We start from the raw sequence: 14360 nt of genomic DNA on the forward strand, positions 1-14360 counted from the left end.
ACCCTGCTAATTAGCGAGGTGCGTCATTACCTTCATAAGAATATTATGATTAATAGAGTTTAATACTGAGTTTATCTGCGATGTGTTAAACCACGATTAACACCTTACAAGATTTTTTTTCGGGCCGGGATAGCATTAATTTAATAAATTTCACCCCCATGAAATACATAGGTATTAAGATAGAAAAGTTAACATTTCCTCATCCGAACTTAGAACTATTTATATCATATAACCGACTCATTAATTACAGAATTATAAATCATGAAAATATAAACTGCCAGAAAGGCGGCTTATATTATCACTTTAGAAACTAAGTGGGCCAATAGCTAAATTTTTGATATGGCTATTTTAATTTCTTCCAACAACTGGTTAAGGTTAAACCCTAAAGTACTAGAGTAAATGGGATTTTCCCAGTCATCACGTCTAATAGACATAACTTTAAAATAACCACTCTCGTCAAAAGAAGGATACCAACCAACATCAACAATAGAGCCATTTAGATATTTTATCTGTAGTAGACCCTCATCAAGAAGGTCAATAACATCCGACAACCCATCATCTTTTTGAATAGAATGCAGATCATTATATATATATTCAGCATTACTTATATATAATATGTCACCAAATAATTTTAATTCTTTGTTCATTTTATTAATCTCCTAGATTCGGTTTCACCAATTGGATGAGAGTGAATAACACCCCCCGATTCTTTAGTTACTACCCAGCAAGTTTCCTTTCCTTTATATGCACCTTGAACATCTCTAAATTCCTTAACTTTCCAAGATTGACCATTAGTTACTGAAATCCCTGTCAACCAAACTTCTTGATCAACTTCAGGGATATTAACACCTTGTTTGAATTTTGCCGGACCTGATTTAGTCGAGTTAACAATATCGTCCCACTTCATATTCTTAGGTGGGTAATGTTTGATACCATGAGGATATGACCCTTTAGATGTACTTAGATAAACATACACCGGTTCCAGCCCCGACTCTGCTGGGAACCAAATGATGTAATCGTGGAAATCCATCTCCTCATGTGCAAGGAACGTCAGTGCTCGCTTTGTCGCCAGAAAAGTGATATCGGTTCCAGTATGCTGCGGGAAGACCGGCGCACTGGCAGGTTGTGGTAATACCGAGCTGATATCCATGCCGGGCGGTTGTGCTGGAGTAAAAGTAAAGGTGCTTGGCGGCTGGTTGTCGGTGGTAAAAGTATATTAGGATTTCCAGCACTAAGCCCTCTCGGCACGCCCTTGACGCCATCAGTTGAGCCACGGTGGCCCTGACCCATGATATTACTGTGTCCTTTTCCCATACTTTATTTCCTTATTTAAGTTTTTATAATTAACGAGAATATTGACTGCTAAACCTATTTATCTTTTTCACCTCCTTAACATTATTTAAATGTCATGAGTTTTATTCTTTAGCTTTGCCAGACCCACAAATAAAAACACCCCGCTAATTAGCGAGGTGCGTCATTACCTTCATGAGAATATTATGATTAATAGAGTTTAATACTGAGTTTGTCTGCGGTGTGTTAAACCACGATTAACACCGTACAAGATTTTTTTCGGGCCGGGATAGCATTAATTTAATAAATTTTCGTCTGCAAGATATGGCTTAAATTTGAGATAAAAAAAGCCGCTGCCATTATTTAATGGCAGCGGCCTGTTTCACCCAGAGTTAAACGCCGCTAATAACGCAGCGGCGTCAAAGACAAAAGGGACTTAGCCCGCAACTGCGATACGTTTCATATCGGTCATATAGCCACGCAGTTTGTGGCCTACGGCTTCAATTGGGTGGTTACGAATGGCTTCATTCACATCACGCAGTTGCGCGTTATCAACCGCAGTACCGGCAACGCTCTTACCCAAATCCCCTGCTTGCAGTGAATCCATGAATTTGCCTTTCAGCAACGGAACCGCCGCGTTCGCGAACAGGTAGTTACCGTATTCAGCCGTATCAGAAATAACCACGTTCATTTCATACAAGCGCTTACGAGCGATGGTATTGGCGATCAATGGTAACTCATGCAGTGATTCATAATATGCAGACTCTTCGATGATACCGGAGTCAACCATAGTTTCGAATGCCAGCTCAACGCCCGCTTTCACCATGGCAATCATCAATACACCGTGGTCAAAGTATTCTTGTTCGGAGATTTTACCTTCAAACTGTGGCGCATTCTCGAATGCTGTTCTGCCGGTCTCTTCACGCCAGTTCAGCAATTTAACATCGTCTTGCGCCCAGTCAGCCATCATGCCGCTAGAGAAAGCACCAGAAATGATGTCATCCATATGCTTTTGGAACAGCGGAGCCATGATTTCTTTCAACTGTTCAGACAGCGCATAAGCACGCAGTTTAGCCGGATTGGACAGACGGTCCATCATCAGCGTAATCCCGCCTTGTTTCAGCGCTTCGGTAATGGTTTCCCAACCGAACTGAATCAGTTTCTCAGCATAAGCCGCGTCAGTACCTTCAGAAACCAGCTTATCGAAACACAGCAATGAACCAGCCTGCAACATACCACACAGGATAGTCTGCTCACCCATCAGGTCAGATTTTACTTCCGCAACGAAAGAGGACTCCAACACACCCGCGCGATGGCCACCGGTTGCTGCCGCCCAAGCCTTGGCAATCGCCATGCCTTCGCCTTTAGGATCGTTTTCCGGGTGAACCGCGATCAGCGTCGGCACACCAAAACCACGTTTGTATTCTTCACGAACTTCAGTGCCAGGGCATTTCGGCGCTACCATCACCACAGTGATGTCTTTACGAACTTGCTCACCCACTTCAACGATATTGAAGCCATGAGAGTAACCCAGTGCTGCACCATCTTTCATCAGTGGCTGAACTGCCTGAACCACTGCGGTGTGCTGTTTGTCTGGTGTCAGGTTAACCACCAAATCAGCCTGTGGGATCAACTCTTCGTAAGTACCTACTTTGAAGCCATTTTCAGTCGCTTTACGCCATGAAGCACGCTTCTCAGCAATCGCTTCTTTACGCAGAGCGTAAGCCACGTCCAGGCCAGAGTCACGCATGTTCAAGCCTTGGTTCAAGCCTTGTGCGCCACAGCCGACGATCACCACTTTTTTACCTTTCAGGTAGCTTGCTTCATCGGCAAATTCGTCACGTGCCATAAAGCGACACTTACCTAATTGCGCCAACTGCTGACGCAGGTTCAATGTGTTGAAATAGTTAGCCATGGTATTACTCCGTTCGGGTTCTGTTTTGTGGGTGCAGCTATTTATTTTGGTTACTGCAAACGAATATTGTGTTTGTGTAGCTAATGTTGTGTGTTGCTGTTTTTCACATCCCCTGTCTGGGCCGGGGATTATCTTGGATTCACTATATGACAGGAAACACATTGCTGAAATTGATATATTAACAATGTGACGTTGCAAATTCTGCAATACAGTTTATTTCTTATGCAATACAATAGCTCTTCTCACCTAAGAGGCTGTCTGTTATGGATTTACGTGACCTGAAATTGTTTCTGCATTTGGCTGAAAGCCGCCACTTTGGCCGCACGGCTAAAGCGACACACGTCAGTCCATCCACCCTGTCGCGCCAGATCCAGCGGCTGGAAGAGACGCTCGGACAGCCCCTGTTTTTACGTGACAACCGCACGGTGCAACTGACCGATGCTGGTACACAGCTCAAGGCTTTTGCTCAACAGACATTGCTACAGTACCAGCAACTGCGCCATGCACTAGGCCAGCATGGGCCATCGCTCAGTGGTGAACTGCGGCTATTTTGTTCGGTCACCGCCGCTTATAGCCATTTGCCCCCCATTCTGGATCGCTTTCGCGCACGCCATCCGTTGGTTGAAATCAAACTCACTACCGGTGATGCCGCCGATGCGGTGGATAAAGTGCAATCGAATGAGGCTGATCTCGGTATTGCGGGTCGCCCTGAAGTGCTCCCCACCAGCATTGCCTTTACCCAGATTGGCGAGATTCCACTGGTTCTGATTGCACCAGCACTGCCTTGCGCAGTGCGTTCACAGGTTTCGGTGGAACAGCCCGATTGGGCCACGGTCCCCTTTATTTTGCCTGAGCATGGCCCATCACGAAAACGCATTGATTTGTGGTTCCGCCGTCAACGCATCAGTAACCCATTGATTTATGCTACGGTTTCCGGCCATGAGGCGATTGTATCAATGGTAGCATTGGGCTGCGGTGTGGCACTGATCCCATCGGTAGTGGTGGATAACAGCCCGGAACCGGTGCGCAACCGCATTTCCTTGCTGGATGATATCTCGTTGGTCGAGCCATTTGAACTGGGGGTTTGTGTACCCAAAAAACGGCTCAATGAGCCGTTAATCGAAGCATTTTGGGGGCTGCTGTAGTTTACAATCGAGAAGAGTAATTCATGACGGGAACAAGATTCCTCGGCCCCAGAGTTAAAGGATTACCCATAGTCGCCCCCACAGGAGCAGGAGTGCTCTCTTTGGTAGGGAAACCGTTTATCGAATCTGTCAGTCGGCAGATATCGCTTTGCAAATTGTTGGTACTGTTTACGTTGGGATAGGTATTAATCACGTTATAAATGGTTCCACCAGCAGCATCAAATATCTGTTCAGCGCGGCGAGTTATATTATTTTTAGCATCGAAGCTTTGTTCTATTACCAAGGTTTCTCCCAATTGAACCGCTTTTTTAACCGAATCATAGCTAAAGCTTTCAACGACCCTCTTAGTCATATTATTCTTCAGATCAAAGTGCTCGATAGCCTGATTCATCGTATTGGTAGCTGCATCGAAGGTTTTCACTTCAACCATCTTATTGCTTGCAGCATCAATGTGTTCTTTTGTTACAATTTGCCTAATGATCTCCCCTTTGCGACGCGTTGTTTCAATTGTTGTCGCCCCATCGGGCATTAAATAAGACTGAATTGAGTGTTGCAGGGGATTAAAACGACTACTTAGCGGCGTAGGGGGTATGTAGTCAGGTGCCGATGGCTTAATTGATGCCTTAAACAAGGCTAATGTTTCACTCATATAAAAACTCCATATATTATTCAAACCATGAAAAAAATAATCATTCAACAACGTGGTAATTAATTGCGATATTATTCATCTCAATTAATAAATCCACAGATGATATTACGCCGCACTAATACTGAATTTCATTTGGAATGCTTATTTTTGAGAATATATAAGAAGATTAAATATAACTAAGTAGAAATAAAAAACTCAGCACTTATTAGCCCTGAGTTTTATTGTTATTGATAGGTATTCACCGCCACTTCATCCAGCCAAAACTTAACCCGCCAAAAAGAACTTAAACGCCGGGTTGTTGGTTTCATCATGGCAATCATAGCCCAAAGCGGCCAGGTGCTCTTCAAATTGCGGCTCAGAATCTGACAACTCAAACCCTGCCAATACCCGGCCAAAATCAGTGCCATGGCTACGATAGTGGAACAAAGAGATATTCCAGTGCGTACCTAATGTATGCAAGAACTTCAGCAATGCGCCCGGTGATTCAGGGAATTCAAAGCTGTACAGCCGCTCACGCAATGGTTTGGAAGGTCGGCCACCCACCATATAACGCACATGCAGTTTGGCCATCTCGTCGTCAGATAGGTCCACCACCTGATAATCTTTTGCCTGTAGCTCAGCCAATATCTCTGCCCGCTCGGCATAGCCGCGCGTCAAACGTACCCCTACGAAAATGCAGGCATTATCGGCATCCGCATAACGGTAGTTGAATTCAGTGACCGAACGCCCCCCCAGCAACTCGCAGAAACGCAGAAAACTGCCTTTTTTCTCGGGGATAGTCACGGCCAGCAAAGCTTCGCGCTGCTCGCCCAGCTCACAACGTTCTGACACATAGCGCAGACCGTGGAAGTTCACGTTAGCCCCGGACAGCACATGGGCCAGACGTTCGCCTTTGATATTATGCTGCTGGACATACTTTTTCAGGCCCGCCAGCGCCAAAGCACCAGAAGGTTCGGCGATGGCACGCACATCTTCAAATAAATCTTTTACTGCCGCACAGATAGCATCACTGTCGACGGTGATCACCTCGTCCAAATACTCCTGGCACAGGCGGAATGGCTCATCGCCAATACGTTTGACGGCGACACCCTCGGCAAATAACCCAACACGGGCCAGGTCAACCGGCTTGCCCGCATCCAGTGCGGCGCGTAAACAAGCTGAGTCTTCCGCTTCAACCCCGATCACTTTAATCTGTGGCATCAGTTGCTTGATAAGCACCGCCACACCGGCCACCAGCCCACCGCCACCGACCGGGACAAAAACCCGATCAAGGTGTGCGTCTTGCTGGAGTAACTCCATCGCCAGCGTCCCCTGCCCGGCGATAACGGCCGGATGGTCAAACGGCGGAACAAAGGTATAACCCTGCTGCTGGGATAACTCGATAGCTTTGCCTTTGGCTTCATCGAAATTGGCACCGAACAGCAGCACCTCACCACCAAAACCGCGCACGGCATCCACTTTGATGTCAGCGGTTGCTACCGGCATCACGATAAGTGCCTTGATACCGAGCTTACTGGCTGAGAGCGCGACACCTTGCGCATGATTACCGGCAGAGGCTGTTATCACACCACAGGCTTTCTGCTCTTCTGTCAGACCCGCCAGCATCGCATAAGCACCACGCAGCTTAAAACTGTGCACTGGCTGGCGGTCTTCACGTTTAACCAAAATGGTATTAGCCAGGCGGGAAGAGATTTTTTCCATCACTTGCAACGGGGTGACTTGCGCCACCTCATACACCGGCGCGCGCAATATCGCCCGCAGATATTCTGCCCCGCAAGGGGCAGCAGATAAGGGTTGTGATACCGCCATGGGTATTAGCCTCCCAGCTTACTTTTGTCGCGCACAGCACCTTTGTCGGCGCTGGTTGCCAGCAGAGCATAAGCGCGCAGTGCATAAGAAACCTGACGTTCGCGGGCTTTAGGCGACCAGGCAGCATCGCCACGGGCTTCTTCAGTTTCACGACGAGCGGTCAGCTCAGATTCGCTCACATCCAACACAATGCCACGGTTCGGGATATCGATATCAATGAAATCGCCATCCTGCACCAGACCAATCAGGCCGCCACTGGCCGCTTCTGGTGAAACATGACCAATCGACAAACCAGACGTCCCGCCGGAGAACCGGCCATCAGTCAGCAAAGCACAGCTCTTGCCTAATCCCATGGATTTCAAATAGGTGGTCGGATAGAGCATTTCCTGCATCCCCGGCCCGCCTTTTGGCCCTTCGTAACGGATAACGACCACGTCACCCGCCACAACTTTACCGCCGAGAATCGCTGCTACCGCATCATCCTGACTCTCATACACTTTTGCCGGGCCACGGAAGGTCAGGCTCTCTTTATCCACACCGGCGGTTTTAACAATACAACCGTTCGCGGCGATATTGCCGTACAGCACAGCTAAACCGCCGTCTTGGCTGTAAGCATGTTCGCGAGTACGGATACAACCCTCTTCACGGTCAGTATCCAGTGATGGGAAGCGGCAATCCTGCGAGAAGGCTTTAGTGGTACGAATACCCGCCGGGCCTGCGGCGTACATCTGCTTGACCCCTTCGTCACCGGTCAGCATCACGTCATAGGTTTCCAGCGTATCGGTCAGATTCAGCCCCAACACATTACGCACCTCGCGGTTAAGCAAGCCAGCCCTGTCCAGTTCGCCTAAAATACCCATAACCCCACCCGCACGGTGCACGTCTTCCATATGATATTTCTGCGTGCTCGGCGCAACTTTACACAAATGAGGCACCTGGCGAGATAAACGGTCGATATCGCTAATATCGAAATCAACCTCCCCTTCCTGTGCTGCGGCCAGTAAGTGCAGTACGGTGTTGGTCGAGCCACCCATCGCGATATCCAGCGTCATGGCGTTTTCAAATGCAGCTTTGTTCGCGATGCTGCGCGGCAAGGCACTAACATCATCCTGTTCGTAATAACGTTTAGTCAGCTCAACAATGTGCTTACCAGCATCGAGGAACAGTTGTTTACGATCAGCATGGGTCGCCAACAGTGAACCGTTACCTGGCAGCGCCAGACCCAGCGCCTCATTCAAGCAGTTCATCGAGTTGGCAGTAAACATCCCCGAGCAGGAACCACAGGTCGGGCAGGCAGAGCGTTCAATCTGCTCACTGTCGGCATCACTGACATTCGGGTTTGCGCCCTGGATCATGGCATCCACCAGATCCAGTTTGATGATTTTATCGGACAGCTTGGTTTTACCCGCTTCCATCGGGCCGCCGGACACAAAGATCACCGGAATATTCAAACGCAGAGACGCCATCAGCATCCCTGGGGTAATTTTGTCGCAGTTAGAGATACACACCATGGCATCCGCGCAATGGGCGTTAACCATGTATTCTACGGAGTCGGCAATCAATTCACGTGAAGGCAGTGAATAGAGCATGCCGCCGTGGCCCATCGCGATCCCATCATCCACCGCAATAGTGTTGAACTCTTTAGCCACGCCGCCAGACGCTTCAATTTGCTCCGCTACCAGCTTGCCTAAGTCGCGCAAATGAACGTGGCCCGGTACAAACTGGGTAAATGAGTTAACCACTGCAATAATCGGTTTGCCGAAGTCATCATCGGTCATACCGGTAGCGCGCCACAGTGCACGAGCGCCGGCCATATTGCGGCCATGAGTGGTGGTATGGGAACGGTACTTAGGCATTGTCTCTTCACTCCAATGTATTCTGTGTTGCAGGTGGCGAACGAACCACCTGCTGATTCTGTCTGTCAGTTTTTATTGATTATTGATTGATTGGATCCAGCCAACCGTACTTATCTTCAGTTTCACCGGTGAACAGGCCAAAGAACGCTTGTTGGATCTTGGTGGTAACCGGGCCACGTTTACCAATACCGACCTGAATACCATCTACGCTGCGTACCGGGGTAATTTCTGCCGCAGTACCGGACATAAAGACTTCATCCGCCAAATAGAGAGATTCACGTGACAACACTTGCTCACGCACTTCCAGACCCATATCTTTCGCCAGTTTGATAATCGCATCACGAGTGATACCCGGCAGGGCTGAAGAGGTAAACGGCGGCGTGAACAGGATGCCATCTTTTACTTCAAACAGGTTTTCACCCGCACCTTCAGACAAGAAGCCATGAATATCCAGCGCAATCCCTTCCTGATAGCCGTGACGGCGTGCTTCGCTGCCCACCAGCAAGGAGGACAGGTAGTTACCACCGGCTTTCGCCGCAGTTGGAATGGTATTGGGTGCCACACGGTTCCATGAGGACACCATGGCATCAATGCCTTGCTCCAACGCTTCCGCACCCAGATAAGCACCCCATGGGAACGCGGCGATTATCACATCTGTTTTATAGCCATCTGGCGGGTTCACACCCATGCCGACATCACCAATAAACACTAACGGGCGGATATACGCGCTGGTCAGATTGTTTTTACGCAATGTCGCACGGCAGGCTTCCATCAGCTCATCAACCGACTGGGAAACCGGCATACGATAAATTTTAGCTGAGTCATGTAAACGCTGCATATGTTCGCGGTGACGGAAAACTACCGGACCTTTGTGGGAGTCGTAGCAACGGACACCTTCGAAGACTGACGTGCCGTAGTGTAACGCGTGAGACATCACGTGAACTTTAGCCTCTGCCCACGGAACCATGTCACCGTTAAACCAAATAAAATCAGCTTTCTTCGTCATTCTTTTCTTTCCTTGTGGCGCATCAGGCGCGTATCTGTAATGTATTAGGTTGTAGGATCTCGACGCAGGCGACATCCATAAGCTTACTTAACTGAGAAGACAGTAAATCGACAGGTCGCCCGCTGGCAACGGTCAATTCAATATTAATATTCTCAGCATTAATCATTGGCGACATATTCATAGCACAAACCTGGAAGCCACGGTGCCGCACAACCCGCAATACACGCTCTAACATTTCAGGGCGGAAGCGGGCTTGGATAGAGATTTGATGTTGGATAGAGGATTGATGGTGCATCATGAGATTTTCTCCAGCATGGTTTCATTACCTGCGCCTGGCGGCACTAACGGCCAAACGTTTTCGAGTTCGTCGATGGAAACCTGGAGCAGATAAGGGCCTTCGCTGTTAAACAGCGCATCCAGAGCGGCGTCGACTTGGTCTTTGCGGGTGATACGTTGGCCGGGGATATTAAACGCACTGGCCAGTGTGATGAAATCGGGGTTATCAGAAAGATTGGTTTCGCTATAACGTCCATCAAAAAACAGTTGCTGCCACTGTCGAACCATACCCAATCGCTGGTTATCTAATAATACGATTTTCAGCGGTAACTGTTTTCGTTTTATCGTGCCCAACTCCTGAACATTCATCATAAACGAACCGTCACCGGAGATACAGATAACCATGTCATCAGGGCGAGCCATTTGTGCGCCAACCGCGGCCGGCACACCAAAACCCATCGTGCCCAAACCGCTGGAGGTGATGAAATTCTCAGGCCGGGTAAAGTTCATATGCTGCGCCGTCCACATCTGGTGCTGGCCCACATCGGTAGTCACTACCGCTTGCGGTGCTTTGCGCTCAGATATCTGCTTCAGTAACAACGGAGCATAAATTGCCTGGCCAGGGTGATCGTAGCGCCAGCTATGCTGGTGTTTCAATGCCATGACCTCATCACGCCACGGCTGGATATCCAACGGTTGCTGTAATGCGGGCAGCAATACTTTCAAATCGCCCTGCAACGCAACATGCGCCTGACGCAATTTACCCAATTCAGCCGGGTCGATATCCATATGGATAACTTTTGCTTTTGCGGCGAATGTATTCAGCTTGCCGGTGACACGGTCATCAAACCGCGCACCAACCGCTATCAGTAAATCGCAATCCTGCACCGCAAAGTTTGCGGCTTTAGTGCCATGCATCCCCAGCATCCCCAGATAGCACGGGTGATTAGTATCCGGCGCACCTAAGCCCTTCAGAGTGGCAACCGCAGGAATACCCGTTACCTCGATAAAAGCACGTAAAGCAGGAACGGCCTGTGCCATGCCAACCCCGCCACCGACATACAACATCGGTTTTTGCGCGGTTGCCAGCATATCCCAGGCTTGTTGTAACTCGGCGGCAGAATCAACAAGATGCTCTTCAACTGGCATCAGGTGCGGAGTTAAATCACCCACAGCTAACTGAATATCCTTCGGAATATCGATTAAAACCGGTCCAGGGCGGCCACTGGTAGCAATGGCAAACGCCTCCGCCATGATACCAGGCAACGCCTCTAATGATTCAACCAGAAAACTGTGTTTAGTACAGGCAAGTGACAAGCCCAATACGTCAATCTCCTGAAAAGCATCAGTACCGATTAAAGCAGACCCCACCTGACCGGTGATAGCAATGACCGGCACAGAATCCAGCAATGCATCAGCCAAACCGGTGATCAGATTAGTGGCTCCAGGGCCAGAAGTGGCAATACACACCCCGACTTTACCGGTTGCACGGGCATAGCCAATGGCAGCAATCGCAGCACCTTGCTCATGGCGGCAGAGCAAATGCTCGACACCACCATCATACAAAGCATCGTAGACAGGCATTATTGCCCCACCCGGATAGCCGAATACCGTATCAACACCCTGCGCACGCAACGCTTGAACCACCCACTGAGCACCATTCATAGTTATTTCCCCGACCTTTTGCGGGAGGCACAGGATTTTATTCTGTTGTGCATTTTATGTTCCTCGCGTCTTTAACGTACCAATAAAAAAACCCCCGGACCTTTCGGTGCGGGGGTTCTCTTGAGATTAAGGCTTGATTTTTATGCCTTTATTCGTCCAAGTGCAGCCCCGCACGGTGGGATAATAATCACCACCACGCTAATTAGGACTAGGTTAATCACTTGGACAATCGCTTTCATAATTAGGTTGTTCATCTGTCAGTGTCGAACGAATACCTACAGAGTTATCACAGTTATTGGTTATCTGACAATATTTATTTAAATTATTATTCTGTGAGCCGCTACACGATATGACACAAATATATTATTTATCAATTAGTAATACTCATATCAGTAGTTTGGCCTTTTTTTGCGTACCGTATCGCAATTTTTAATTTTGATACTTCCCTTGCAGCGAAATTTCTCGCGAGCGTTCGCAAATCAATTCTTTTTCGCTGTACTCAAAAAAGACCTAGGGCACACTGCTGCGGCTACCTCGTATCTCAGCCCGGTCGATTAATAAAAGTCCCGGTAGCCCTAAGGACACATCACGGCAAAGGAAAGCACCATGTCACTGGCAACCATTCACACCCGCGCCACATTAGGCATTCAGGCCCCACCGGTTACAGTAGAAGTTCATATCAGCAATGGGCTCCCCGGATTGATTTTGGTCGGATTACCGGAAACCACCGTAAAAGAGGCTCGAGATAGGGTTCGGAGCGCATTAATCAACAGTGGATTCACCTTTCCAGCGAAACGTATCACCGTTAGTTTGGCACCGGCAGACTTGCCGAAAGAGGGTGGCCGCTATGATCTCCCTATCGCTTTAGCAATACTGGCAGCGTCAGAGCAGATTCCTGCGGATAAATTAACCCACTATGAGTTCTTGGGTGAGTTAGCCCTATCAGGGGCGCTAAGGCGGGTTAGCGGCGCAATTCCGGCAGCACTCGCCAGTAGCCAAGTTCAGCGGCAATTAATTCTTCCGGTCGCGAATAATCTTGAGATAGGTCTTATTCCACAAGGCAACAGCCGGGTTGCCGATCACTTGTTAGCCGTGTGCGGTTTTTTACAGGGTGAAAATACCCTTGATCAGGGCCAGCTAGTTGAATCTGCACCAGAGTGGGATAGCAGCCTCGACCTGCAAGATATCATCGGGCAGTCACAGGCTAAGCGAGCCTTAGAAATTACTGCGGCGGGGGGCCATAACCTGCTATTACTCGGGCCACCAGGAACGGGCAAAACGATGCTGGCAAATCGGTTAACTGGATTATTGCCGCCGCTGACGGATCAAGAGGCATTAGAGGCCGCGGCCATTAACGGTCTACTGCACAGTAACGCGCTACCCGCCCAATGGCGCTGCCGGGCTTTTCGCGCCCCCCACCATAGCGCCTCAATGGCGGCACTGATTGGCGGTGGTTCTATTCCACGCCCCGGTGAAATCTCATTGGCGCACAATGGTGTACTCTTCCTGGATGAATTACCCGAATTTGAACGTCGGGTGCTGGATTCACTGCGCGAGCCACTGGAATCAGGCGAAATTATCATTTCTCGTGCAGCGGCTAAAGTGTGCTTTCCTGCCAAAGTGCAACTGATTGCCGCAATGAACCCCAGCCCCAGTGGCCATTATCAGGGTGTCCATAACCGTACACCGCCACAACAGATTCTGCGTTATCTGGCAAAATTGTCGGGGCCGTTTCTGGACAGGTTTGATTTGTCGATAGAGGTGCCATTGCTGCCATCAGGTATGCTGGGGGCTCAGAAACATCAAGGGGAAAGCAGTGAAACGGTTAGGCTACGAGTATTGCAGGCAAGGCAGAGGCAATTGGATCGAGCAGGGAAGATAAATTCTCAGCTTAATAGCCAAGAAATTGCCGAATATTGCTCCCTCGCTCCTGAGAATGCGGCCTTTCTGGAGCAAGTCCTGCTGACGCTGGGTTTGTCGGTACGCGCCTGGCACCATATTTTAAAAGTAGCGCGGAGCATTGCCGATCTCGCTCAGGAGAATTACATCCAAAGAAATCATCTTTCTGAAGCACTGAGCTATCGTTGTATGGACCGGCTGCTGTTGCAGCTACACAAGAGCCTGATGTAAATAGGGGAGAAAAACCCCCCCATTATCAAACACCTATCTGATATCCAACGTCATTGGAATCGCAGGTAGGCAGCAAGCAAACGCATCCCGATGAACTTACTCAAGTAAGTGATTCGGGTAAGAGTGCGCCGCTAACACCCCTGCGATTTCTAGGACGAAGGATAAGAGGGGATTAATCGTCGCTATCGGTATAATCTTCCACCGCATCCATCTGCGGCTTGCCGCCTGATAGAGTATGGAAGCGTTTAGGACGACGAGTTCGGGTCACATATTTGGACCAGACTTTCTCCTCGGCACTGACGGGCTCACGTTCGCCGCGACAAACAGCAACAAACAACTGTTCTTCTTCCGTTACAGGCTGGCGTTTTCCGAGATCGAGTTCGTTGAAGGCGTAGCCATGGCGCTCTAGTAATTGCGCCTCTTTAATGGTGAAATCGCCGTGGCGCGAGAACCCGCGAGGATAATGCTTATTATCAAAAAAACGATTGGTCGTGATGAAGCTATCCGCCATCTGACACGCTCCTAATTCTCTCATGGTCGTGCTGTTTATGGCGCGGAGTATTAGATAGGCTTGACAGCGTGTAAAACAAAACATTTAAATCTTAACGACAAAAAAAAT

General features: G+C 48.9%; 12 protein-coding genes and 1 pseudogene. 2 read left to right on the forward strand and 11 right to left on the reverse strand.

Annotation, left to right across the window (positions count from 1 at the left end; translation table 11 throughout):
- Positions 1–326 precede the first annotated feature (326 nt).
- The 3 genes and pseudogenes from Q2T71_RS17995 to ilvC all read right to left on the reverse strand — a co-directional run bounded on the left by Q2T71_RS17995 (position 327) and on the right by ilvC (position 3205).
- Positions 327–647 (reverse strand): hypothetical protein, encoded by a 321-nt coding sequence (locus Q2T71_RS17995; RefSeq protein WP_372560095.1) that lies wholly within the window; start codon positions 645–647, stop codon positions 327–329.
- A pseudogene (locus tag Q2T71_RS18000) lies at positions 644–1204 on the reverse strand (S-type pyocin domain-containing protein); the annotation flags it as partial. The pseudogene Q2T71_RS18000 and the gene Q2T71_RS17995, both read right to left, overlap by 4 nt.
- Before the next feature lie 522 nt (positions 1205–1726).
- On the reverse strand, positions 1727–3205 hold the full coding sequence (gene ilvC / locus Q2T71_RS18005; RefSeq protein WP_372560096.1) for a ketol-acid reductoisomerase: 1479 nt from the start codon (positions 3203–3205) through the stop codon (positions 1727–1729).
- A gap of 263 nt (positions 3206–3468) precedes the next feature.
- Here ilvC and ilvY point away from each other — a divergent pair, with 263 nt between their 5' ends.
- Complete coding sequence (gene ilvY / locus Q2T71_RS18010; RefSeq protein ID WP_005190304.1) at positions 3469–4350, forward strand: HTH-type transcriptional activator IlvY; 882 nt, start codon at positions 3469–3471, stop codon at positions 4348–4350.
- 1 nt (position 4351) lies between these two features.
- Here ilvY and Q2T71_RS18015 read toward each other — a convergent pair whose 3' ends face one another.
- The 7 genes from Q2T71_RS18015 to ilvL form a co-directional block, all read right to left on the reverse strand.
- A complete protein-coding gene (locus Q2T71_RS18015) occupies positions 4352–4999 on the reverse strand; it encodes a hypothetical protein (protein ID WP_372560097.1) in 648 nt (215 codons plus the stop codon).
- A 264-nt stretch (positions 5000–5263) separates the two neighbouring features.
- The gene (gene ilvA, locus Q2T71_RS18020; protein ID WP_372560098.1) at positions 5264–6808 is read right to left on the reverse strand and encodes a threonine ammonia-lyase, biosynthetic; all 1545 of its coding nucleotides are present in this window, start codon (positions 6806–6808) and stop codon (positions 5264–5266) included.
- 5 nt (positions 6809–6813) lie between these two features.
- Entirely contained in the window at positions 6814–8664 is a 1851-nt protein-coding gene (gene ilvD / locus Q2T71_RS18025; RefSeq protein ID WP_083161840.1) for a dihydroxy-acid dehydratase, read from the reverse strand.
- A gap of 79 nt (positions 8665–8743) precedes the next feature.
- Positions 8744–9670, reverse strand: a complete 927-nt coding sequence (locus Q2T71_RS18030) for a branched-chain amino acid transaminase (RefSeq protein WP_083161838.1) — start codon at positions 9668–9670, stop codon at positions 8744–8746.
- 22 nt (positions 9671–9692) lie between these two features.
- Positions 9693–9965 carry an acetolactate synthase 2 small subunit gene (ilvM, locus tag Q2T71_RS18035; protein WP_372560674.1) on the reverse strand — a complete coding sequence of 91 codons (273 nt, stop codon included), beginning with the start codon at positions 9963–9965 and terminating at the stop codon, positions 9693–9695.
- A complete protein-coding gene (ilvG, locus tag Q2T71_RS18040) occupies positions 9965–11611 on the reverse strand; it encodes an acetolactate synthase 2 catalytic subunit (RefSeq protein ID WP_083161836.1) in 1647 nt (548 codons plus the stop codon). The genes ilvM and ilvG overlap by 1 nt, the downstream gene beginning before the upstream one ends.
- A 140-nt stretch (positions 11612–11751) precedes the next feature.
- The gene (gene ilvL / locus Q2T71_RS18045) at positions 11752–11850 is read right to left on the reverse strand and encodes an ilv operon leader peptide (protein WP_071817873.1); all 99 of its coding nucleotides are present in this window, start codon (positions 11848–11850) and stop codon (positions 11752–11754) included.
- Positions 11851–12217: 367 nt separating this feature from the next.
- On the opposite strand from ilvL, the gene Q2T71_RS18050 reads away from it, so the two are divergent.
- Positions 12218–13741 (forward strand): YifB family Mg chelatase-like AAA ATPase, encoded by a 1524-nt coding sequence (locus Q2T71_RS18050; protein WP_372560099.1) that lies wholly within the window; start codon positions 12218–12220, stop codon positions 13739–13741.
- A gap of 172 nt (positions 13742–13913) precedes the next feature.
- On the opposite strand, the gene Q2T71_RS18055 is transcribed toward Q2T71_RS18050, so the two are convergent.
- Positions 13914–14252, reverse strand: coding sequence for a DUF413 domain-containing protein (locus tag Q2T71_RS18055; protein WP_005190326.1), 339 nt, complete (start codon positions 14250–14252; stop codon positions 13914–13916).
- Between the last annotated feature and the right edge of the window lie 108 nt (positions 14253–14360).

Origin of the sequence: Yersinia sp. 1652 StPb PI (genome assembly GCF_041538345.1) — a bacterium.
In the GTDB taxonomy this organism is placed as follows: Bacteria; Pseudomonadota; Gammaproteobacteria; order Enterobacterales; family Enterobacteriaceae; genus Yersinia; species Yersinia enterocolitica_E.